General features: G+C 68.6%; 23 protein-coding genes. 3 read left to right on the plus strand and 20 right to left on the minus strand.

What is annotated here, in order from left to right; genetic code table 11:
* Positions 1 to 50: 50 nt before the first annotated feature.
* The gene (gene rarD, locus ACIOSY_RS06505) at positions 51 to 986 is read right to left on the minus strand and encodes an EamA family transporter RarD (protein WP_400850797.1); all 936 of its coding nucleotides are present in this window, start codon (positions 984 to 986) and stop codon (positions 51 to 53) included.
* A 143-nt stretch (positions 987 to 1,129) separates the two neighbouring features.
* On the minus strand, positions 1,130 to 1,426 hold the full coding sequence (groES, locus tag ACIOSY_RS06510; RefSeq protein ID WP_400850800.1) for a co-chaperone GroES: 297 nt from the start codon (positions 1,424 to 1,426) through the stop codon (positions 1,130 to 1,132).
* A gap of 139 nt (positions 1,427 to 1,565) precedes the next feature.
* On the opposite strand from groES, the gene ACIOSY_RS06515 reads away from it, so the two are divergent.
* A complete protein-coding gene (locus ACIOSY_RS06515; RefSeq protein WP_400850802.1) occupies positions 1,566 to 2,765 on the plus strand; it encodes an SAM-dependent methyltransferase in 1,200 nt (399 codons plus the stop codon).
* A 15-nt stretch (positions 2,766 to 2,780) separates the two neighbouring features.
* Here ACIOSY_RS06515 and ACIOSY_RS06520 read toward each other — a convergent pair whose 3' ends face one another.
* The 6 genes from ACIOSY_RS06520 to tsaB are packed head-to-tail and all read right to left on the minus strand — an operon-like array spanning position 2,781 to position 7,611.
* A complete protein-coding gene (locus ACIOSY_RS06520) occupies positions 2,781 to 3,914 on the minus strand; it encodes a hypothetical protein (RefSeq protein WP_400850805.1) in 1,134 nt (377 codons plus the stop codon).
* The gene (locus ACIOSY_RS06525) at positions 3,907 to 4,959 is read right to left on the minus strand and encodes a hypothetical protein (RefSeq protein WP_400850808.1); all 1,053 of its coding nucleotides are present in this window, start codon (positions 4,957 to 4,959) and stop codon (positions 3,907 to 3,909) included. Before ACIOSY_RS06525 ends, ACIOSY_RS06520 begins: the two co-directional genes overlap by 8 nt.
* 4 nt (positions 4,960 to 4,963) lie before the next feature.
* Positions 4,964 to 5,446, minus strand: coding sequence for a hypothetical protein (locus tag ACIOSY_RS06530; RefSeq protein WP_400850811.1), 483 nt, complete (start codon positions 5,444 to 5,446; stop codon positions 4,964 to 4,966).
* Positions 5,443 to 6,510 carry a tRNA (adenosine(37)-N6)-threonylcarbamoyltransferase complex transferase subunit TsaD gene (gene tsaD, locus ACIOSY_RS06535; RefSeq protein ID WP_400850814.1) on the minus strand — a complete coding sequence of 356 codons (1,068 nt, stop codon included), beginning with the start codon at positions 6,508 to 6,510 and terminating at the stop codon, positions 5,443 to 5,445. The genes ACIOSY_RS06530 and tsaD overlap by 4 nt, the downstream gene beginning before the upstream one ends.
* Positions 6,503 to 6,991, minus strand: coding sequence for a ribosomal protein S18-alanine N-acetyltransferase (rimI, locus tag ACIOSY_RS06540; protein WP_400850817.1), 489 nt, complete (start codon positions 6,989 to 6,991; stop codon positions 6,503 to 6,505). The genes tsaD and rimI overlap by 8 nt, the downstream gene beginning before the upstream one ends.
* Positions 6,988 to 7,611, minus strand: a complete 624-nt coding sequence (gene tsaB / locus ACIOSY_RS06545; protein WP_400850820.1) for a tRNA (adenosine(37)-N6)-threonylcarbamoyltransferase complex dimerization subunit type 1 TsaB — start codon at positions 7,609 to 7,611, stop codon at positions 6,988 to 6,990. The genes rimI and tsaB overlap by 4 nt, the downstream gene beginning before the upstream one ends.
* Before the next feature lie 101 nt (positions 7,612 to 7,712).
* Between tsaB and ACIOSY_RS06550 the strand changes: the two genes are divergently transcribed.
* Entirely contained in the window at positions 7,713 to 8,627 is a 915-nt protein-coding gene (locus ACIOSY_RS06550) for a tetratricopeptide repeat protein (RefSeq protein ID WP_400850822.1), read from the plus strand.
* 9 nt (positions 8,628 to 8,636) lie between these two features.
* On the opposite strand, the gene tsaE is transcribed toward ACIOSY_RS06550, so the two are convergent.
* Genes tsaE through coaA form a run of 5 tightly spaced genes read right to left on the minus strand, consistent with a single transcriptional unit; the run spans position 8,637 to position 13,486 of the window.
* Positions 8,637 to 9,122: a tRNA (adenosine(37)-N6)-threonylcarbamoyltransferase complex ATPase subunit type 1 TsaE gene (gene tsaE / locus ACIOSY_RS06555; protein WP_400850825.1), complete on the minus strand. Its 486-nt coding sequence runs from the start codon at positions 9,120 to 9,122 to the stop codon at positions 8,637 to 8,639.
* Positions 9,119 to 10,225 (minus strand): alanine racemase, encoded by a 1,107-nt coding sequence (alr, locus tag ACIOSY_RS06560; protein ID WP_400850828.1) that lies wholly within the window; start codon positions 10,223 to 10,225, stop codon positions 9,119 to 9,121. Before alr ends, tsaE begins: the two co-directional genes overlap by 4 nt.
* Positions 10,222 to 10,581 carry a holo-ACP synthase gene (locus ACIOSY_RS06565; RefSeq protein ID WP_400850831.1) on the minus strand — a complete coding sequence of 120 codons (360 nt, stop codon included), beginning with the start codon at positions 10,579 to 10,581 and terminating at the stop codon, positions 10,222 to 10,224. The genes alr and ACIOSY_RS06565 overlap by 4 nt, the downstream gene beginning before the upstream one ends.
* A 53-nt stretch (positions 10,582 to 10,634) precedes the next feature.
* Positions 10,635 to 12,482 (minus strand): glutamine--fructose-6-phosphate transaminase (isomerizing), encoded by a 1,848-nt coding sequence (glmS, locus tag ACIOSY_RS06570; RefSeq protein ID WP_400850834.1) that lies wholly within the window; start codon positions 12,480 to 12,482, stop codon positions 10,635 to 10,637.
* A 59-nt stretch (positions 12,483 to 12,541) separates the two neighbouring features.
* Positions 12,542 to 13,486, minus strand: a complete 945-nt coding sequence (gene coaA, locus ACIOSY_RS06575; RefSeq protein ID WP_400850837.1) for a type I pantothenate kinase — start codon at positions 13,484 to 13,486, stop codon at positions 12,542 to 12,544.
* A gap of 36 nt (positions 13,487 to 13,522) precedes the next feature.
* Between coaA and ACIOSY_RS06580 the strand changes: the two genes are divergently transcribed.
* The gene (locus ACIOSY_RS06580) at positions 13,523 to 14,446 is read left to right on the plus strand and encodes a Ppx/GppA phosphatase family protein (RefSeq protein ID WP_400850840.1); all 924 of its coding nucleotides are present in this window, start codon (positions 13,523 to 13,525) and stop codon (positions 14,444 to 14,446) included.
* A gap of 16 nt (positions 14,447 to 14,462) precedes the next feature.
* Here ACIOSY_RS06580 and ACIOSY_RS06585 read toward each other — a convergent pair whose 3' ends face one another.
* The 7 genes from ACIOSY_RS06585 to ACIOSY_RS06615 are packed head-to-tail and all read right to left on the minus strand — an operon-like array spanning position 14,463 to position 20,967.
* Entirely contained in the window at positions 14,463 to 15,503 is a 1,041-nt protein-coding gene (locus ACIOSY_RS06585; RefSeq protein WP_400850843.1) for an ABC transporter ATP-binding protein, read from the minus strand.
* Positions 15,503 to 16,303, minus strand: a complete 801-nt coding sequence (locus ACIOSY_RS06590; RefSeq protein WP_400850846.1) for an ABC transporter permease — start codon at positions 16,301 to 16,303, stop codon at positions 15,503 to 15,505. Before ACIOSY_RS06590 ends, ACIOSY_RS06585 begins: the two co-directional genes overlap by 1 nt.
* Before the next feature lie 2 nt (positions 16,304 to 16,305).
* A complete protein-coding gene (locus ACIOSY_RS06595) occupies positions 16,306 to 17,133 on the minus strand; it encodes an ABC transporter permease (protein ID WP_400850849.1) in 828 nt (275 codons plus the stop codon).
* A complete protein-coding gene (locus tag ACIOSY_RS06600; protein WP_400850852.1) occupies positions 17,130 to 18,212 on the minus strand; it encodes an ABC transporter substrate-binding protein in 1,083 nt (360 codons plus the stop codon). The genes ACIOSY_RS06595 and ACIOSY_RS06600 overlap by 4 nt, the downstream gene beginning before the upstream one ends.
* Before the next feature lie 42 nt (positions 18,213 to 18,254).
* Entirely contained in the window at positions 18,255 to 18,725 is a 471-nt protein-coding gene (locus ACIOSY_RS06605; RefSeq protein ID WP_400850854.1) for a DUF3830 family protein, read from the minus strand.
* The gene (locus ACIOSY_RS06610; protein ID WP_400850857.1) at positions 18,722 to 19,480 is read right to left on the minus strand and encodes a gamma-glutamyl-gamma-aminobutyrate hydrolase family protein; all 759 of its coding nucleotides are present in this window, start codon (positions 19,478 to 19,480) and stop codon (positions 18,722 to 18,724) included. The genes ACIOSY_RS06605 and ACIOSY_RS06610 overlap by 4 nt, the downstream gene beginning before the upstream one ends.
* Positions 19,477 to 20,967 (minus strand): aldehyde dehydrogenase family protein, encoded by a 1,491-nt coding sequence (locus ACIOSY_RS06615; RefSeq protein ID WP_400850860.1) that lies wholly within the window; start codon positions 20,965 to 20,967, stop codon positions 19,477 to 19,479. The genes ACIOSY_RS06610 and ACIOSY_RS06615 overlap by 4 nt, the downstream gene beginning before the upstream one ends.
* Positions 20,968 to 20,990: the final 23 nt, after the last annotated feature.

Genomic DNA, 20,990 nt, shown 5'->3' on the forward strand with positions numbered 1-20,990 from the left:
GCAAGTGTTTCGGTGCGTTAACGATCCGCGCCGAGGTGGAATGCCGGTACTCAGACGAGGGGCGTGGGAGCGGTCCTTCGGCCTCGTCGTGCGGCGAGCAACAGGTCGATCACGAAGACGACGATGGCGATCCACACGATGATGAAGCCCACCCATCGCTCCGTCGGCATCGGCTCACCCAGCACGGCGACGCCGATGATGAACTGCATGACCGGGGTGATGAACTGGATCATCCCGATCACCGTGAGGTTGATGCGTCGGGCGCCCGCGGCGAAGAGCAGCAGCGGAACGGCGGTCGCGATTCCCGCGCAGGCCAGCAGCAGCGCGTGCCATCCTCCGTGCATGCCCATCGTCAGGCCCTCGGGGGTCTGGGCGACGATGATCAGCTGCACCACGGCGATGGGGATGAGCCAGAACGACTCGAGCGTCAGACCGCTGACGGCATCCACCGCCGCCCCGATCTGCTTCTTGATGAGCCCGTAGAGGCCGAACGAGGCGGTGAGCGACAGGGCGATCCAGGGGAAGTCCCCATACGCGACGACGATCACGACGACCGCGACCGCGGCGATCGCGATGGCCACCCACTGCAGGCGCCGGATGCGCTCCTTCAGCACGAAGACCCCGAGGAGCACCGTCGTGATCGGGTTGATGAAGTACCCGAGGCTGGTCTCGACGACATGCCCCGTGAGCGTGCCGATCAGGAACACCTGCCAGTTGACGTAGATCAGCAGGCCCGCCAGGGCGGTCCACGCCAGCAGCTTGGGCTGACGGATGATCGCCCGGAACGCGCCCCACCCCCGCATGACCGTGAGCAGCACGAGGCAGAAGACGAACGACAGCAGCACCCGCCAGGCGACGACCTCCCACGGGCCGGTCGGAACGAGCAGGATGAAGTAGAGCGGAAGGACGCCCCAGAGCAGGTAGGCGCCGCCCGCGTACGCGACACCGGAGGTCTGACTCGACGGCGTGCGAAATGCGGAACTCACCGCCCCACACTATGCCCGCCCTGCACCTCGGCTTCGCGCTGCGGGAGCGGGCACCCGCACTTCGGCAGGAATCCGATGCGGATTGGCGGATGCAGAAGGGGCCCGGATGCCGTAGCACCCGAGCCCCTTCGAGAAACGCTGACTCAGCGAACGACGACCGCGAGGACGTCGCGAGCCGACAGGACGAGGAAATCGTCCACGCCGAACTTCACTTCGGTGCCGCCGTACTTGCTGTAAAGCACGCGGTCGCCGACGGCGACGTCGAGCGGAACACGGTTGCCGTTGTCGTCGATGCGACCGGGGCCGACCGCCACGACCTCGCCCTCCTGGGGCTTCTCCTTGGCGGTGTCGGGGATGACCAGGCCACTCGCGGTGGTCTGCTCGGCCTCGACCTGCTTGATGACGATGCGGTCCTCGAGCGGCTTGATGGAAACCGACACGGTCTACCTCTTCTTTCTTGACGCTGACACGAAAGACTTGTTCGCACTCTCAACCCGAGAGTGCTAATCCAGTCTAAGCGTTCCGTTGGCACTCATGCAATGCGAGTGCCAACGGATGCGGCGCGCGTAGGCTGAACGCGTGGAGATCTCTGAGCTGCAAGCCCTGCTGACCCCGGCAGGACTGGAGCTGCTCGATGCGCTCGGGCCGGTCGAGTCGACGGCCGACGTGGCACGCACCGTCTCTCGCCTGCGCGCCGACGGCCACTCCCCCGATCTCGTCTCGGCCGTGGTCGGTCAGGCGCATCTGCGGTCCAAGGCCGCCGCCAAGTTCGGTCCGTTCGCTGCGCGGATGCTGTTCACCCGCGCCGGCCTCGAACAGGCCACGCGCCTCGGGGTCGCCGCGCGCCATGCCCAGCGGTTCCGTCGAGCGGGGATCACGAGCATCGCCGATCTCGGATGCGGCATCGGCGGCGACGCCCTCGCGTTCGCCGGCGCAGGCATCGCCGTGCACGCGGTCGACGCCGACGAGGTGACCGCGGCGATCGCCGCCTACAACCTCGCCCCCTTCGGTGACAGCGCGAGCGTGCAGCACGGCACCGCCGAAGACGCCGATCTGACCGCGAGCGATGCCGTGTGGATGGACCCTGCGCGGCGCACGGCGGGTCACAGCGAGACCCGGCGGGTGTCGGCCGACGACTACTCCCCTTCGCTCGACTGGGCCTTCGATCTCGCCTCGCGCATGCCGACGGGCATCAAGCTGGGCCCCGCCCACGATCGGGATGCCCTGCCCTCCGACGCCGAGGCGCAGTGGGTCAGCGCCGATGGCAGCGTCGTCGAGCTGGTGCTGTGGACCGGTGCGCTCGCCCGCGAGGGCGTGCGGCGGTCGGCCCTCGTCATCCGCGGCGAGCGTTCGCACGAACTGACCGCCGGAGCCGACGCCAACGACGCCGAGGTGCGCGAACTCGGTGCCTTCCTGCACGAGCCCGACGGAGCCGTCATCCGTGCGCGCCTGATCGGCGACGTCGCGCGCAGCCTCGAGGCGGGGATGCTCGACGAGAAGATCGCCTACCTCACCTCGGATGCCGCGGTGACGAGCCCCTTCGTGCAGTCGTTCCGCGTGCGCGAGACCATGGCCGCGAATCCGAAGGCCATCAGCGCGGTACTCAAGGCCCACGACATCGGCACTCTCGAGATCAAGAAGCGCGGTGTCGACATCGATCCCGCGGCCTTCCGCAAGAAGCTCACGCTGCGCGGCACGCAGTCGGCGACGCTCATCCTGGTGCGCAGCGGTTCTCAGCGTCGCGCGATCCTCGCCGACCGTGTGCCTTCGGCCGCCTAGCCTTTCCCGGCGGAGTCAGTCGTCGGGGTCGTCGGAGTTCACCTCGAACGACGCGACATCGGCGACCGATGCGATGGTCAGGTAGGGCGTCTGAGTGGCCGTATAGGCAACGGTGATGGCCGAGGCGCTCGCGGTGCCGCCCTCATCGAAGACGAGCACGGTGATGCCGGTGTCGATGGCCTCCGACATCGGCAGGCACTGCTGCTCCCCCTCAGCCCCGTCGACGATGATGCACGTGTCCGGCTCGCGGTCGTTCGTCCAACGATTCGCCACCCACACCGGAGCATCCCGGAAGTAACCGACGATGCTCAGGTTGGCGAGAAGTCCCTGGTTGAGCAGTTCCTCCGCCCGCGCGCGCTCGTCGCCGGTGAACTGGCCGAGCATCGAGTCATCCGACGTCCACCGTTGGATGATCGCCACGGGCTCGCCCTGCGTCGAGAACATCACGGTGCCGTTGACCGTGGCGAAATCGAACGACTCCTCGGAGCCCGCCTCGGGAGGGAGCATGACCGAGGCGTTGAGGCCGAACGGGCTCATTTCGTCGGTGGTCTGGCACTGCGCCTCCGAGAGGTCGCCGACATCGATCACGATGCACGCGAGCTCGCCCTCGTTCTTCGTGCCGTACCAGACCAGCGCGTCGTCGTCCTTGCCGACGCCGATGAGACTGCCGGGGTCGAAGTCGCTGTTCTCCGTGAGGACACGTTGGCGCTCGTGCTGCGCAGCCGTGAGCGGGATGCCGCGGGCCTGCGGGGTGAAGAGCGCCCACCCGAGGCCCAGGCCCAGAGCGAGCAGCACCACTCCGGCGAGAGCGCCCGCGAGCCAGTGCGTGCGCACGGCCGCGCGAATCGACGGTCTGGCGGCCGATGTCCGCGGCCCGTCCGTCGGCTCGGCGACGTCGGCTATGGGCTCTCGTACGGGCTCCGCGGCGACAGGGGCGTCGAACCCGAGCGCGGTGATGAGGGCATCGTCGGGATCGGCGGTGAGTGCCTCCGGCGCGGCGGCAGGCGACTCGGGGACGACGGCGACGTCACCGGTGCTCTGCTGCAGTTCCCGCAGACGTGCCGCTTCGCTGTGGGTCAGGCCGCCGTCGCGCCCGTAGGCCTTGCGCTGCAGCTCGCGCAGCTCGCGCTGCGCGTCGAGCTCAGCCACGGGACGTTCCCGTGCCCGAGTCGTGCGTGATGATGAGGTGCGGTGCGCCGCTGAGGCTGTACTCGTACCGCGTGGACGTGCCGGATTCGCCGTCGAAGATCGCCATCGCGAGTGTCGCCCCCGGTTTCGCGAGGTTGTCGCCGTCTTCGCAGGTGAACCCCTGTGCGGCATCCTCTCCGCTGATGATCAGACACGAGTCCCCGGTCCCCGTCTCCCTAGCGGTCCAGATCGGCGTGTCGCCGTCGTAGCCGATGAGCTGGATGCTGCCCGAGTCGTAGCCTTGCGCCGCCAGGCCTTCCGCGATCTCGACCTCGCGTTCGTTGGCGTAGGTCGTGCCATTGTCGCTCGGCGCGAAGATGTAGCTGTACGAGGAGATCGCCGGGTCGCCGTCGAGCGTCAGGAACAGTTGCGCCGAGATCTGTCGGGTGAGCTGGTCGTCGACCTCGACCTCCGCCGCGGCGTACAGGCCCATCGACTCGACGGATTCCGTCGGATTGCATACGGGGTTCACGTTCTCGCCGGTCCCGATGACCAGGCACGTCCACTCGCCCTGCTGCTTGGTCGCGACCCAGATGACGGCGTCGGCCTCGATCCCCGCGGCACGCACGGACCCCGCATCGAAATCTTCCTCGGCGACCATCGTCTCCTGCCACTCCTGTTGCTCCGGGTCGAGCGCGACCCCCGCCCCCGACGGCTGCTGGGCGAGCAGCCACCCGGCGCCGGCGCCGAGCCCGAGTACGACCACCGCGCCGATGGCGAACGCGATCGCGTGCGAACGGAGAGCGGTACGCAACGAGGGCCGCTCCGGCGGGACAGTGGCCGCCGGAGCATCGGAATCGGTGTCGGATGCCGCGGGGGCGGCAGCGAGCCGCTCACCGTCGTGGTCCCCCGCCCCGGGCGATGCCTGTGCCGGATCGTCGCCCCCCGTGCGTCTCGCGAGCAGCTCATGCAGCCGCGTGGCGTCGCGCTCGTCGAGCCCGCCGTCGCGCCCGTAGGCACGCGCCTGAAGCGCGCGCAGTTCGGTCCGTTCGTCGGCGTCGAGCATCCGGTCAGCCGAGCCGTTCGAACTGCATGCCCGCCCAGACCAACCAGCCCAGGCTGTAGACCGTCGCGCAGAGCCCCAGCACGAGCGCCCAGCGCCCCATCGCCCGACTCTCGACCGGGCGCCGCAGCGACATGATCGCGGCGATCACCGCGACGATGGCGACGGGAATGCCCCACCCGACGAAGAACGAGGTGCCGAGCGCGACGATCGCAGCGAGCAGCGCCCAGGGGGCGAGACGCGCATCGTCGACCGGGATCATCTCGGTCACCGACGGGGCCCACTCCTCGTCGGACGCGGGAGCATCGGCCACCGGACCGCTCACGACGACGGGCTCGATCCCGACGGGGCCGGTCGGCAGCTTCGTGTACCCGTCGCGGCGGGCGCCGGGCAGACGGGCAGCGCCGGCGGGATGCCCCTCGACCTCGCCGCTCGGGCTGTCGAGACGCGTCGGAGGAAGGGGCGGAGTCGGCTCGGTGGAATCGCTCATGCGGGCACCCGTTCGGCGACCTGGATCTCGGTGACCGGCAGAGTGGAGTCGGCACCGAACGCGAGCGTCGACGGCGCCTTGCCCGACGAGATCAGTTCGGCCGCGAGGGCCGCGATCATGGCCCCGTTGTCGGTGCACAGCGACAGCGGGGGGATCCGCACGGTCACACCGGCGACGGCGGCGCGCTCGAGCGCGACCTCGCGCAGGCGGCGGTTCGCGATGACGCCTCCGCCGAGCAGCAAGCGGGGAACGCCGAGATCGGTACAGGCGGCGAGCGCCTTGGTCACCAGCACGTCGACGACGGCTTCGCGGAAACTCGCGGCGACGTCGGCCACCGGCACGTCGAGACCCTCGGCTTCGCAGCGTTCCACCCAGCGGGCGACCGCGGTCTTCAGTCCCGAGAACGAGAAGTCGTAGCGGTGCTTCGCCAGATCGGATGCCCGTGAGAGACCCCGCGGGAACCGGATCGCCTGCGGGTCTCCCGTGAGCGCGGCCCGGTCGATCTCCGGGCCGCCCGGGTACGGGAGCGACAGCAGACGGGCGACCTTGTCGAACGCCTCTCCCGCCGCGTCGTCCATGGTCTCGCCGAGCAGTTCGACATCGGTCGTGAGATCGCGCACGTGCAGCAGCGACGTGTGCCCACCCGACACGAGCAGGGCGATGGTGGGGTACTCCAACGGTTCGGAGTCGGCGGTGAGGATGTCGGCGGCGATGTGCCCGACCAGATGGTTGACGGCGTAGAGCGGTTTGTCGAGTGCGACCGCGAGGCCCTTCGCCGCGCCGACTCCGACCATGAGCGCGCCGGCGAGGCCCGGCCCGCTGGTCACGGCCACCGCATCGAGGTCGTCGAGGGTGACGCCGGCTTCGGCGAGCGCGGCCTCGATCGAGGGCTGGAGCGCTTCGAGGTGGGCCCGCGCGGCGACCTCGGGAACGACGCCCCCGAACCGGGCGTGCTCGTCCATGCTCGAGGCGATCGTGTTCGACAGCAGCGTGCGGCCGCGAACGATCCCGATGCCGGTCTCGTCGCAGCTCGTCTCGATACCGAGAACCAATGGCTCACTCATGCGTCGCCCCCTCTGCCATGTCTGCGACAGCGCGCGAAGGCAGGGCCAGCCGCATCACGATCGCATCCACATCATCCGGCTGATAGTAGCGAGGCCGACGGCCGATCTCCTCGAAACCCTCCGAGAGATACAGGCCCGCGGCTGTGGGGTTGTCGGCCCGCACCTCGAGGAAGACTTCGCGAGCGCCCCGCTCGACGGCGGCCGCGAGCAGGGAACGCAGCAACGCCCGCCCGCGGCCCGCGCCACGGTGCGCCGCGTCGAGGGCGATGGTCTGGATGTCGGCATCCGGGCTCCCGGGCAGAGCCCGCACTCCCCCGTAACCGATCACCACTCCGTCGTGCTCATCGACCAGGTAGCGTCCGTGCGGGCTCGCCAACTCGTCGGCCATCGCCTCGGAACTCCACGCGTCGGTGGGGAACGAGCTGTTCTCGATCGCCATGATGCCGGCGAGATCGCCGGGGGTCGCGTCGCGCAACGTCATAGCCCCACCCGCTTCGGAGCACCGGGAAGCTTCACATCGGGGCTGCGCAGATACAGGGGTTCGCCGCCGGTGAGTACGCGCCCGGCGCTGAGCGCCCTGGCGCCGACCCGCGCGAGGGCCGCGCCCGAGAGGGACGTCACATCGATGCGGCGGATGCCGTCGAGATGCGTATCGGCATCCGCCGCGAGCACGAGCACCGTCTGCGCCGTGATCTGCGGGATGCCGTCGGAGTCGCTGCCGTCGAACACGGTGATCGCGACTTCGCGCCGGCGGGCATCCGTCACGATCGCGAACGGACCGTCGACGCCGTCGTCTTCGATCACCGCGAGTGCGGCCGCGACGTGGCTGGGAACCGGGATCACCGGGATGCTCCGCCCCAGTGCGAAGGCGCGGGCAGCGGCGATGCCGATGCGCAGACCGGTGAAGGGTCCGGGTCCCATTCCCGCCACGACGTGCGTGACATCGCCGGGCCCTGCGGCGGCGAGCGCGTCGACGAGCAGGTCGCCGATCACCTCGGCATGCCCGAGCGGGTCGGTCGTACCGGCTTCGGCGCGCGTGGCGCCGTCTGCATCGATGAGCGCGACGGCGCTGCCCAGGGAGGTGTCGACGGCGAGGATCACCCCTCCAGGGTAGTCGGCCGAGACGAGGGCTCGCCGTGACCGGGATACGACGCCCGCGATCGATGCCGGTGACCGGCGATCCGCGCGTTTAGGGTGGACGCATGCCGTCTTCGCACTATGAACACGCCGCGCTCCTGGTTCGTACGGCGGGCACTCCACCCGAGCGGTTGCATGCGGCAGCGGTCGACCTGCGTGAGGCGTTCGTGCGCAACGAGCACTCCATCGGGCTGCTCCCGGGTGATGCGCCCGACCTGCTCGTACGCACGTTCCGCGCGGCGGGAGACCAGGGCCACACCCCTGCCCTCCTCGATCTGGCGCTGCTGTACCAGCGCGGTGGGATCGCCCCGTGGGCCCCGTTCCCCGGCCGCGACGTGGCGGCTGCCGTCGAGCTGTATCGCGCCGCCGATGACCTCGGCTCGTTCGAGGGCGCACTCGGATGGATCCGAGCCGCCTACTTCGATCGCGACGCCGAACTCGCGGCGGCAGCCGCCGCCCGGTTGGGAGAGCTGCACACCTCCTCGCCCGAGAACGCGGAAGTGCTGCTGTACCTCGGCTACTTCCTGCACCAGGGGTACGGCTTCGCTGCGGATGCCGAGGCGGCGGCGAGCTTCTTCGAGGCTGCGGCGCTCCGTGGCGAGGCCGCCGCGGCCTTCGAACTGAGCATCCTCACCGCGAACGGCGACGGGGTGCCCGCCGACGACGAGGCGGCGCAACGCTGGACGTTCCGGGCGGCCGAGCTCGGCAGCGATCGCGCGCAGTCGAACCTCGGGGGCATGTACGCCACCGGCCGTGGGGTGCCGAAGGACGCGGCGCTCGCGGTCGAGTGGTATCGAAGGGCGGGTGATTCGGGGAACGCCCGCGCCGCCTTCATCGCCGGTGTGATGCTGCTCACCGGCGAAGAGGGTCTCGACATCGATATCGAGGGCGCCGGCGAGCAGTTCGACTGGGCGGACGAACTCGGGTTTCCCGACGTCGACGACACGCTCGCCGGTATGGGACTGCAGCGCCCCCAGTGACCGCGGAGGTTAGCGCTCCACGCGGGTGAGGGTGAGAACGCGAGGAGCGTCGGCATCGAGCTCGGAGGCGTCGAGCTCGTCGTCTCCCCCACCGATCGGCCGCTCGAGTTCGATGTCCCACCACACGTCGGCGAGGTCTTCCGCCATGCCGCGCCCCCACTCGATGACGACGACGGACCGGGCGAGGTCGAGATCGAGGTCGTCGAGTTCCGCCCCCGACCCCAGGCGGTAGGCGTCGACGTGCACGAGCGGCACCCGCCCCACGAGCGAAGGATGCGTGCGCGCGATCACGAACGTCGGGCTCTGCACGGGACCGCGAACGCCCAGGCCCTCGGCCAGCCCGCGGGTGAACGTGGTCTTCCCGGCGCCCAGGGGCCCGGTGAGAATGACCAGATCACCCGCCTGCAGCTGCTCGCCGATCAGGAAGCCGAGACGCTCCATGTCGTCCGAGGTGGCGATCTCGCGGCGTCCGAGGAAAGCGGGATCGATGCTCACGTCGTTCTCCGCGGCACCCGGGCTCCGATGCGCGTGACGATCTCGTAGTTGATCGTCGACGCGGCATCCGCCCATTCCGCCGCCGACGGCGCACCGAGGGTGGGGTCGCCGAACAGCGTGACCTCGTCGCCGATGGACACGGGCATGTCACCGACATCGACGACGAACTGGTCCATCGCGATGCGGCCGACGTTGGTGAACCGGCGTCCGCCGATCGACACCGGCAGTCGCCCGGAGGCCTGCCGCGGCACCCCATCGGCGTATCCGAGCGGAACCAGGACCAGGGTCGTGTCCCGATCGGTGCGATGGTCGTAGCCGTAGGAGACTCCGGTGCCCGCGGGAACGCGGCGGACAGCGGCGACCGCACCGCGCAGCGTCATCGCCGGGCGCAGGCCGAGTTCGGCGGAGCTGCGGTCGTCGAAGGGCGAGAGACCGTAGATGCCGACGCCGATGCGCACCGCGTCGAGGCGCATCTCGGGGAGGTCGATGGCGGCGGCCGTCGCGGCGATGTGCCGGATCTCCGGGTGGATGCCGAAGGATGCCGCGGCCGCGACGCCCTCCTCGAACTTCGCGAGGGCCGCACGGTCGTCGGCCTCGGAAGTGTTGGAGAGATGGCTGAAGAGGCCGACGATGCGCAGGCGGCCGATGCGCTCGTGCCGGGCCGCCTCGGCCAGCACCCGTCCCCAGTCCGCCGGCGCGATGCCGTTGCGCGACAGGCCCGTCTCGAACTTCAGGTGCACCGCCACAGGACGATCGACGCTGGCGACCGCACCGGCCGCCTCCAGCTGATCGAACGATGAGATGCCGACTTCGATGTTCTCGGCCGCCGCCTGCTCGAACTTCTCTCCGGGAGCGTGCAGCCAGGCGACGATCGGCGCGTGGATGCCCTGTCGTCGCAGCTCGAGGGCCTCGGGGATCTCGGCGACGCCCAGCCGAGTGGCCCCGCCCGACAGCGCGGCGACCGCCGCGGGAGCCGCGCCGTGGCCGTACCCGTTGGCCTTGACGACCGCGATCACCTCGGTACCGGTGAGACGACGGAAGTGCCGCACGTTGTCGGCGATCGCATCGATGTCGATGGTCGCTTCGCGGAACGGAACGGTCACAGGGGTTCTCCTTCGGCGACGACGAATGCGGCGGCGAGACCGGCATCGTGGCTGAGGGTCAGGTGCATCGTCGAGATCCCGCGCTCGACGATCACGTCGGCCGTCGATCCCGACAGCACGAAGTACGGTCGGCCCGACGGTTCTGACGCGATCTCGATCTCGGTCCAGTGCACGCCGTCCGATCCGCCGAGCGCCTTGATCAGCGCTTCCTTCGCGGCATAGCGCGCCGCGAGCGACGCCAGCCGGAGCCCGCGTTCGGCCGGCGCGAACAGCCGCTCGAGAAGACGGGGCGTGCGCTCCAGGGTCCGCTCGAACCGGGGGATGTCCACGAGGTCGATGCCGGTCCCGATGATCACCCGTCCAGCCTACTCGCGGCGCACGCACCTGCCCCGCGCGACGAGATGCGGCCTTACTCGACCGTGACGGACTTCGCGAGGTTGCGCGGCTGGTCGACGTCGAGACCCTTGGCCGTGGCCAGCGCCATCGCGAAGATCTGCAGCGGCACCACGGCGAGCAGCGGCTCGAACATCGCACCGGCGAGCGGGATGTGGATGACCTCGTCGGCGAACGGCAGCACGGCGGCATCGCCCTCCTCGGCGATCACGATCACCCGGGCACCGCGGGCGCGGATCTCCTGGATGTTCGAGACGACCTTCGAGTGCACGAGCGCGGAGTGACGCGGCGACGGCACCAGCACGAACACCGGCTGACCGGGCTCGATGAGCGCGATCGGTCCGTGCTTGAGCTCGCCGGCGGCGAAGCCCTCGGCGTGGATGTAGGAGATCTCCTTGAGCTTGAGCGCGCCCTCGAGTGCGATCGGGTACCCGACGTGGCGACCCAGGAAGAGCACCGACCGCGTGTCGGCCATCCAGCTCGCGAGCTGGGTGACGTGCTCGTTCTCGTCGGCGAGGACCTTGGCGATCTTCTCGGGCAGCGCGCTGAGCTCCTCGACATCGGTCGAGGCGTCGGCGACGGTGCCGCGTACGCGACCCATGTGGAGGCCCAGCAGCAGCAGCGCGGTGATCTGCGCCGAGAACGCCTTGGTCGATGCGACGGCGACCTCGGGGCCGGCGTGCGTGTAGACGACGGCATCCGACTCGCGCGGAATCGTCGCGCCCTGCGTGTTGCACACCGACAGGGTGCGTGCGCCGCGCTCGCGCGCGTACTTGACGGCCATGAGCGTGTCCATGGTCTCGCCCGACTGGCTGATCGAGACGACGAGCGTGTCAGCGCCGATCACCGGGTCGCGGTAGCGGAACTCGTGGGCCAGCTCGACGTCGACGGCGACGCGTGCCCACTGCTCGATGGCGTACTTGCCGACGAGCGCCGCGTACGACGCGGTGCCGCAGGCGGTGATGATCACCCGGTTGATGCCGATGAAGAGCTCATCGAGACCGTCGAGTTCGGGGATGACGACCTGGCCGTCGTGGATGCGACCGCGGATGGTGTTGGCCACGGCCTCGGGCTGCTCGGAGACCTCTTTGGCCATGAAGCTCGACCAGCCGCCCTTCTCGGCGGCGGCGGCGTCCCACGAGACCTCGAAGGGCTCGGGCTCGACGGGCGTGCCGGCGAAGTCGACGACGGTCACGGCATCCGGAGTGATCGAGACGATCTGGTCCTGACCGATGGCGAGCGCCTTGCGCGTGTGCTCGACGAAGGCCGCGACATCGGAGCCGAGGAAGTTCTCGCCCTCGCCCAGACCGATCACGAGCGGCGAGTTGCGGCGAGCGCCGACCACGAGGTTCGGGTGGTCCTGGTGCACGGCGAGAAGGGTGAAGGCACCCTCGAGGCGGTTGACGACGCCGCGGAAGGCGAGCTCGAGGTCGCCGCCGTTCGAGGCGTATTCGCGACCGAGGAGAGCCGCGGCCACCTCGGTGTCGGTCTCACTGCGGAAGCTGACGCCGTCGGCGAGCAGCTCGTCGCGCAGCGCGGCGAAGTTCTCGATGATGCCGTTGTGGATCAGCGCCAGCTTGTCGCCGTCGGCGAGGTGCGGGTGCGCGTTGACATCGGTGGGGCCTCCGTGGGTCGCCCAGCGCGTGTGGCCGATGCCGGTGGTGCCGTCGGGCAGGGGCGCATCGCTCAGCGATTCGCGCAGGGCGTTGAGCTTGCCCGCCTTCTTGCGCATGCCGAGCGAGCCTGCTTCGTTGATGACGGCGACACCCGCGGAGTCATAGCCGCGGTACTCCAGACGGGCAAGGCCGGCGAGAAGGATGTCCTGGCTGGGGCGAGGGCCCACGTATCCGACGATTCCACACATAGGCTCCAGAATAAGCCGCATATTTTGAGAGTCGTCCGAACAATAAGCGGCCGACGGGCCTAGAGCTTGCGCAGCAGAACGCTCTCGACCGTGTGATCCACGCCCTTGTTCAGAACCAGTCGCGCGCGGTGCTTGGTCGGCATCACGTTCTCGACGAGGTTCGGCATGTTGATCTCGTTCCAGTACCCGAGCGCCGTCGTGATCGCCTCTTCATCGGTCAGATGGGCGAAGACGTTGAAGTACGACGACGGGTTGCTGAACGCGCCCTGACGGAGCGCGAGGAACCGCTCGACGTACCACTTCTCGATGTGCGAGGTATCGGCGTCGACGAAGATCGAGAAGTCGAAGAGGTCGCTGACGGCCACATCGTTGGGAGACGCCGGTGGCTGCAGCACGTTGAGCCCCTCGACGATCACGACGTCGGGGCGGCGCACGACCACATGGGCGTCCGGCACGATGTCGTACCGCATGTGCGAGTAGAACGGCGCGCGCACCTCGGGGGCACCGCTCTTGACCTCGGTGAGGAACTCGATGAGGGCACGACGGTCGTAGGACTCCGGGAAGCCCTTGCGCTCCATCAGCCCGCGGCGCTCCAGCTCGGCGTTGGAATGCAGGAACCCGTCGGTCGTGACCAGCTCGACGCGCGGAGTGCCCGGCCAGCGGCTCATCAGCTCACGCAGGAGACGCGCGATCGTGGACTTGCCGACCGCGACCGATCCCGCGACGCCGACGACGAACGGCGTGGTCGAGTCCTCTTCCTGCAGGAACGAACTCGTCGCCGCCCCCAGACGCTTGGTCGACGTGGCATAGAGGCTGAGCAGCCGGCTCAGGGGCAGGTAGACCTCGCGCACCTCGGTGAGGCTCAGACGATCACCGATACCGCGGATCTCGACGACCTCCATCTCGCTCAACGGCTGATCGAGATCAGCGGCGAGACGCGCCCAGTCCGCGCGACCGATCTCCCGATACGGAGAAAGAGGCTGCGTGGAGTCGGCGATGGTCACCCCACCATCGTATCGGGGCAGCGGTAGTCTCTTCCCGTGCGCTTGGGAGTCCTCGACATCGGTTCCAACACGGTCCACATGCTGGCCGCCGATGTGCGGCCCGGTGGCCGCCCGCTCGCGACCACCAGCGATCGCTCCGTGCTCCGCCTCATGCGATATCTGACGCCCGACGGCGCGATCTCGGAAGAGGGCGTGCGCGCGCTCGAGACGGCCGTGGCCCAGGCGCGACGCGTGGCCGAGGCCGAACGCGTCGATGCCCTGCTCGCGACCGCCACCAGCGCCGTGCGCGACGCGGCGAACGGCGCAGACGTCATCGCCCGGATCGAAGCGGCGCTGGGTCAGCCCCTGCAGGTCCTCGACGGCGAGACCGAGGCGGAGCTCACCTTCCTGGCCGTGCGTCGATGGTTCGGCTGGTCAGCGGGGCAGATCCTTCTGCTCGACATCGGCGGCGGATCCCTCGAGATCGCCGCCGGCGGCGAAGAGCTTCCGGATGCCGCGGCATCCGTCCCCCTGGGTGCGGGGCGCATGACCGTGCAGTTCCTGCCGAACGATCCTCCCGGTGAGCACGATGTCGACGCGCTCCGCGTGCACGCGAAGGCCACACTGGCGAGCGTGCTCCCCCGGTTCGCCGGCCTTCCCCGCCCTGATCACGTCGTCGGATCGTCGAAGGCCATCCGCTCACTCGCCCGCCTGGTGGGCTACCCGGCGCCCGGATGGTCGGGGTCGGAGCGGATGCTGCTCCCCCGGGAATCCCTCGGGTCCTGGATTCCGCGGCTCGCGCGCCTGCCCGCCTCGGCGCGTCAGGAACTGCCGCGCATCACTCCCGACCGCACCTTCCAGATCGTGGCCGCCGCGGTGTCACTGCACACCGCGATGACCGCGCTCGATGTCGACGAGCTCGAAGTGTCGCCGTGGGCGCTGCGCGAGGGTGTGCTGCTGCGCTACATCGAGTCGCTGTAGCGGAGCACGCTTCGCCTCAGCCGGTGATCCACAGTGCGGATCCGTCGCGCCATCCGAGCGCCGCGGGGCCCGCCGGCAGGACTTCCTCGTGCCGCGGACGCACCACGCGAACCCGCTGCCCAGCGAGCTCGACGACGTAGACGAGGTCCGCGCCGCGATAGACCTGGGTCACGATCTCGACGCCGACCGGGGTGTGGGTGCCGACAGCGGACGCAAGGCGCAGGTCTTCCTGCCGCAGCATGACCGAGCCCGCACCGTCCGCCCCCGCATGCGTCAACGGGATGCTCACCGATGCTCCGTCGAGTGTGGCGACCGCGCCGGCGCGTGACGCGGGGAGCAGGTTGGCCGCACCGATGAAGTCGGCGGCGAACGACGTCTTCGGAGAACCGTAGAGTTCGGCGGGAGCACCCTCCTGCTCGACGACGCCGCCGTTCATGAGAACGATCCGATCGGAAAGGCTCATCGCCTCTTCCTGATCGTGCGTCACGAACACGGTGGTGAGGCCGAGCGTACGATGCAGCTCCTTCAGCTCGATCTGCATGTCTTCACGTAGACGCGCGTCGAGATTCGACAGCGGCTCGTCGAGCAGAAGGACACGAGGCTCGAACGCGATGGCACGGGCGAGCGCGACACGCTGCTGCTGCCCACCGGACAGCTGTGCCGGCGACCGATCGGCGAGATGTCCCATCTGCACACGCTCCAGCGCACGCACGGCCAGGGCCTTCTGCTCGACCTTCGACTTCTCGCCGGACATCCGCAGGCCGAATCGCACGTTCTCGACCACGCTCATGTGCGGGAAGAGCGCGTAGCTCTGGAACATCATGCCCAGGTGCCGCTTCTCCGGCGGGAGGTTCGTGACATCCGTGCCATCGATCTCGATGGTGCCGCCGCTCGGCGACTCCAACCCGGCGATGCAGCGGAGGAGCGTCGTCTTGCCGCAGCCCGAAGGCCCGAGCAACGAGACGAACTCCCCCGACTGCATCGTGAGGTCGATGCCCTTGAGCACCGACGTCCCTTTGAAATCCTTCGTGAGAGAGGAGATGGTGAGCGTGGTCATCAGACGAACAACCTTCCCAGGCCGATGATGCGTTCGAGAACGATCATCAGGACGACGGTGAGCAGGACCATGAGAGTGGAGACTGCCGCCACTGTGGGCGACGTGCTGAACTCGAGCTGGCCATAGATGGCGATGGGCAGCGTCTCCAGCTGCGGGGTGCGCAGGAAGAGGGCGATGACCGCATCGTCGAACGAGATGTTGAAGGCGAAGAAGGCGCCCGCGGCGATGCCAGGACGTGCGATCGGCAGCACGACGAGCCGATAGCGGTTCCAGGTGCTTGCTCCGAGGGTGCGTGCGGCCTCCTCGGTGAAGCGATCGGCGCGGGTCATGACACCGGTGACGGTGCGCATGACATAGGGGATCGCGATGACCACGTGCACAGCGATGAGCACCGCGACATTCGGTGCACCGATCGTGAGGGACGCGATCGACAGGGCTCCGATCGCGAGGATGATCGTCGGGATCGTCAAGGGTGACATGAGCAGTCCCTGAATCGCCCCGGCGCCCGGAATACGGAAACGGGTCAGGGCGAGTGCAGCAGCAGTGCCGATGCTCGCCGCGAGAACGGCCACGGTGACCCCGACCATCAGGCTGAGCCGGAACGGTTCGAGGTAGGTGTCGGAGGTGAGCGCGTCGACGTACCAGTCCAAAGTGAAGCCCGTGCCGGGGAAGGTCAGGAAACGACTCTCCCCCACCGACGCACCGGCGACGACGAACAGGGGCACGAGCATGTACAGCGTCACGAGAACGCCCAGGGCGAGGGCCAGCACTCGGCCCAGGATCGGAATGGAGCGAACCATGATTACACCTTCTGCTTCCCGAGTCGCGACGTCGCCGCCAGCACGAACATCACGCCGGCGAACAGCAACACCGCTTGAGCGGCAGCGAACGACCAGTCGAGGTTGGTCGTGGCATCGACGTAGATCGTCTGAGCGAACACCGGGATCTGCGAACCGCCGATGAACCGCGGGGTGATGAAAGAACTCACCGACAGCACGAAGACGAGTGTCGCTCCCGCCACGATGCCCGGAACGGCGAGCGGAAGCACGACGTGCCAGAGCGTGCGCCAGAAGCCCGCCCCGAGGGTGCGGGAGGCTTCCTCCAGTTGGGGGCCGATGCCGGAGATCACCCCGAGGATGCTGAGCACCGCGAACGGGAGCAGCACCTGCACCATGGCGATCACGACGCCCGTCTCGGTGCCGAGGAAGCCCTGGTTGCCGCCGACGAGGAGATCAGCCCCGGGGATCTGCATGAGAAGACCCGAGGGCCCCATCAGCACGACCCATCCGAATGTTCGCACCACGACGCTCGTCATCAGGGGAAGGATGACGACGATGAGCAGAAAGGACCGTACTTTCGACCCCGACCGCGCCATCACGTACGACAGCGGGATGGCGAGCGCCAGGGTGATGGCTGTCTGGATCACCCCCAGGCGGAGCGACCGCAGCGCCGCCTGGAGGTGGTACTCGCTCGTGAAGAGACGAGTGAAGTTCTCGATCGTGAACCCGCCTGCCGGCGATTGCACGCTCATGAGGAGCATGCCCGCCACCGGAGTGATGAAGGCAAGAGCCAGGAGCGAGATCGCCGGCAGGAGAAGGAGCCAGGGCTCCTTACGGGTTCGAACACTCATCGTGTGATCAGCGCATTCCACTCATCGGTCCACGCAGGGCGGTCCGCAGCGATCTCACCCGGCGCGTACACGACGATCGAGTCCAGCTCGTCGCCCGTGAGCACGGCATCCGCAGTGTCGCCGGAGAGCTCCGCCTTCAGGTTGACCGGCGAGTAACGCATGTTCTCCGCGAAGGCGGCCTGCGCTTCCGGGCGAAGCTCGAAGTCGATGAAGAGCGTCGCCAGCTCGGGGTTCTCGCGACCTTCGACGACGTTCGCCGTGATGAGCGAGGCGGTGACGCCCTCATCCGGGACGATGAACTCGACCGGCAGCCCGGCGTCCTGCAGCGTTCCCGCATAGTCCATCGCGTACGGCGCGAGCCACGTGTCGCGCTGGGCGAAAGCGGTCTGCAGGTCCGGAGACGTCGGCACGACGATCGCATCGCCCGATGAGGCCAGCTCACCGAGGTCATCGATCGCCTGAGAGGGATCCTCGATGCCGCCGCCGAGCGCGTCGGCGACACGGAGCATCGAGAGCACCCCGTAGGTGTTCGAGAAGTCGGTCAACGCGACGTGACCGGCGTACTCCTCGTCGAAGAGGTCGAGCCACGAGGTGGGCACCGGGGCGCCCGACTCGGTGTTGTAGACGAGTCCGATCGGAGCGAGCTGGATGACGGGCCCCTCCCCGCGTTCCAGTCCAGCGGTCGCGATGTCGATGAGGTCACCGGACTCCGAGAGGTCGGCGGCGGCGATCGGAGCGATGAGCCCGTCCTGCGCCGCAGTGAACTCCTGCCCTCCGGAGAAGTGCACGACATCGATCTGCGGGCTCGCCTTCTGGGCGGTGACCTGCGCGAGGGCGTCGGCACTGTAGAGGGTGATCAGCTCGACCTTCGCGCCGGTCTCCTCCTCGAAGGGTTCGACGACGGCCTCGATGAAGGCGGCCTCCCAGTCGCCACCGAACGATGTGACGACGAGGGTCTCGCCGGCGAACTCTTTGTCACCGGTCGGGGTACCGGGCTCGTCACCTGCGGCGCAACTGGTGAGGACGAGAGCACCGGCGGCGATGAGGGCAACGGTGGTGAGGATTCTGCGAGTATTCATGCACTGCTCCTTCGGGATGGGTCCAGCACGGGGAATGAACGCCTAAACCAGGCGTCCGATGGTGAGCTGCTTGGCGCCGTCGATGCGGATGGCGGCGCTTTCCTTGGCGAATTCCGCCAGCCCCTCGGTGATTCCGCCCCAGATGTTGACGGGCGTCCATCCCAGTGGACCGAGGGTTCGCGCCCCGCGATCGTAGAAGACCCCGATCTCGTACCACTCGAACGGCAGGCCTCCCATCTGCATAGGACGCTGCCAGTACCACTGCAGGTCGCCCGGCGCGGGCACCACCTGCTGGTTCTCGAACGGTACGGCCTCGGGGTCGAAGTTCTGCGCCTCTTCGGGCAGACCGACCATGACCTCGGGGCCGGCGTACATGGCGTGCATCGCCTGCATGGTGACCGGCTTCTCCAACGCACCCCACATGGCCTCGCACGTGCGAGGGGCGAGATCCTCGAACAGGGTGGCGACGGCGCGGACGCCGTTCTCGTACTCGAGGAAGACCTGCTTGGTCATCGTATTCCTTTCTCTGCAGTGGCGACTTCCACTGCTCGTTCCTGGGCGGCCGCGACGAAATGCGCGAACAGCGACAGCTCTTCTGCGGCCTCATCGGGGCCGGTCATCTTCTCGGGGTGCCATTGAACGGCCCAGAGCGGCCAGCCGTCGTCGGCTTCGATGGCCTCGACGATGCCGTCGGGCGCCCAGGCGACAGGCAGGAGCCCCGGAGCGAGCACGCCGACGCACTGGTGATGGATCGTGTTCACTGTGCGGTCGGTGACCCCGTATGCGGCAGACATTCGGCTGCCTTCGGCGACGTGGATCGGATGCCGCGCGGCGAGCTGCTCTGCTCCTTCTCTCACCGGACGGTGATGCTCTGATCGGGGCACATCCACGACGAGGGTGCCGCCGAGGGCGATGTTCATCACCTGCATACCGCGACAGATCGCCAGCACGGGGATTCCCCGCTTCTTCGCACCGAGGACCAGAGCGATCTCGTACTCGTCCCGCGCATCGTCGTAGGACTTTCCTGCCTGCGGCGGTTCGCCGTAACGCCCCGGATGCACATCCTGACCACCGGACAGCACGAGACCGTCCAGCCGGTCGAGCACTTCGTCGACGCCTCCGGTCGGGGGAAGAAGGACGACGGCGGCTCCCGCAGCTTCGAGCGGCGCGGCGTATTCGATTCCGAGGCTGTGGACGGGACGCGCGGATCCGAGGTCGGTGTCGACGGAACGGCGCCAGGTCGTGATGCCGATGTACGGGCGGGTCATGAGAGCGCGATCCACGTGGTCTTGAGATCCGTGAACTTCTCCATCGCGTGCAGACTCTTGTCTCGTCCGAATCCTGAGCCCTTGACGCCGCCGAACGGCACCGTCATGTCGCCCTCCTCGAAACAGTTGACCCAGACGATGCCTGCGCGCAGACGTCGAGACAGGGTGTGCACGGTCGTGAGGTCGTTGCTCCACAGCGCCGCGGCGAGGCCGAATTCGGTCCCGTTCGCGATCGCAAGAGCATCCTCGACGTCGTCGTAGCCGATCACCGACAGCACGGGCCCGAAGACTTCACGCTGTGCGATCTCGTGCGCGGGGGTCACGCCGAGCACGACAGGGGCGAAGTAGCTTCCTCCGTCGACCGCGGTGAAGCGCTCAGCGGTGCCTGCGGCGAGCTCGCCGCCCTGCTCCTGTGCCCGCTCGACGAAACCGGAGATGCTCTGGAGCTGTCGTTCGCTGACGATCGCGCCCATCCCGGTGGAGATGGAGAAGGGATCGGACGGCAGGCTGGTGCGCGCGACATCGGCCGCGATCTCCAAGGCACGATCACGCTGGGCGCGCGGCACGAGCAGCCGGGAGGATGCCGTGCACATCTGACCCTGGTTGTAGAAGCATCCGTCGGCGGTCGCGCGCACCGCGCGCTCGAGGTCGGCATCCGGCATCACGAGGCTGGCCGTCTTGCCGCCGAGTTCGGGCCAGACGCGTTTGCCGTTCGACGCCGCGGAGTAACCGAGGAACTTCCTTCCGACCTCCGGGGATCCGGTGAACGTCACCACGTCGACGTCGGGGTGCTCGCCGAGCGCACGGCCGGCGATCTGGCCCGTACCGGGCGTGACGTTGAGCACGCCCGCCGGGATCCCGGCCTCATGGGCGAGCTCTGCGAGGCGCAGAGCCGAGAACGTGGTGTGCTCTGCGGGTTTGAGCACCACGCTGTTGCCGACGGCGAGCGCGGGAGCGAGCTTCCAGGCGGTCATCGTCAGCGGGAAGTTCCACGGAACCACGGCGGCGACGACACCGGCCGCCTCGCGTGTGACGAGCGCGAGGCTCCCCGGAGCCGTGACGGGCACCTCGTCGAGCGCCTTGTCCGCGGCTTCTCCATACCAGCGGAAGCAGTTCACGACAGCGCGAAGTTCGGTCTGCAGCGCTTCGCGAATGGGCTTGCCCATCTCGAGCGAGATCGTGAGGGCGAGCTCTTCCGCCTCGTCGTGGATCTTCTGCGCGAAGGCGATGAGCAGCTGTCCGCGTTCGCGGGGCGCGAGACCTGACCAGACACCGGATTCGAACGAGCGACGCGCGGAGCGAACCGCGTGGTCGACGTCCTGAGCGGATGCGGCAGAGATCGAGGGGAGTTCCCGCCCGTCGCGGGGGCTGATCGGGCTCAGCGGTTCCGCCGAGCCGTCGACCCACTCGCCGTCGATGAACATGCGCGTACGCAGACGCAGTACGGCCGCGCGCTGCGCCCAGTCATTTCCTGTTGCCGTGAACACGATCATCCTTCCGCGGGCTGGTT

The sequence above is a fragment of the Microbacterium sp. NPDC087665 genome (genome assembly GCF_044743285.1).
GTDB lineage: Bacteria > Actinomycetota > Actinomycetes > Actinomycetales > Microbacteriaceae > Microbacterium.

Coding starts and splice junctions, on each gene's coding strand:
- ACIOSY_RS06585 (WP_400850843.1), bottom strand. CDS start 15,503: ATGACCACGCTCACCATCTCCTCTCTCACGAAGGATTTCAAAGGGACG.
- ACIOSY_RS06590 (WP_400850846.1), bottom strand. CDS start 16,303: ATGGTTCGCTCCATTCCGATCCTGGGCCGAGTGCTGGCCCTCGCCCTG.
- ACIOSY_RS06595 (WP_400850849.1), bottom strand. CDS start 17,133: ATGAGTGTTCGAACCCGTAAGGAGCCCTGGCTCCTTCTCCTGCCGGCG.
- ACIOSY_RS06600 (WP_400850852.1), bottom strand. CDS start 18,212: ATGAATACTCGCAGAATCCTCACCACCGTTGCCCTCATCGCCGCCGGT.
- ACIOSY_RS06550 (WP_400850822.1), top strand. CDS start 7,713: ATGCCGTCTTCGCACTATGAACACGCCGCGCTCCTGGTTCGTACGGCG.
- glmS (WP_400850834.1), bottom strand. CDS start 12,482: ATGTGTGGAATCGTCGGATACGTGGGCCCTCGCCCCAGCCAGGACATC.
- tsaD (WP_400850814.1), bottom strand. CDS start 6,510: ATGAGTGAGCCATTGGTTCTCGGTATCGAGACGAGCTGCGACGAGACC.
- rimI (WP_400850817.1), bottom strand. CDS start 6,991: ATGACGTTGCGCGACGCGACCCCCGGCGATCTCGCCGGCATCATGGCG.
- ACIOSY_RS06525 (WP_400850808.1), bottom strand. CDS start 4,959: ATGCTCGACGCCGACGAACGGACCGAACTGCGCGCGCTTCAGGCGCGT.
- ACIOSY_RS06530 (WP_400850811.1), bottom strand. CDS start 5,446: ATGAGCGATTCCACCGAGCCGACTCCGCCCCTTCCTCCGACGCGTCTC.
- ACIOSY_RS06610 (WP_400850857.1), bottom strand. CDS start 19,480: ATGACCCGCCCGTACATCGGCATCACGACCTGGCGCCGTTCCGTCGAC.
- ACIOSY_RS06605 (WP_400850854.1), bottom strand. CDS start 18,725: ATGACCAAGCAGGTCTTCCTCGAGTACGAGAACGGCGTCCGCGCCGTC.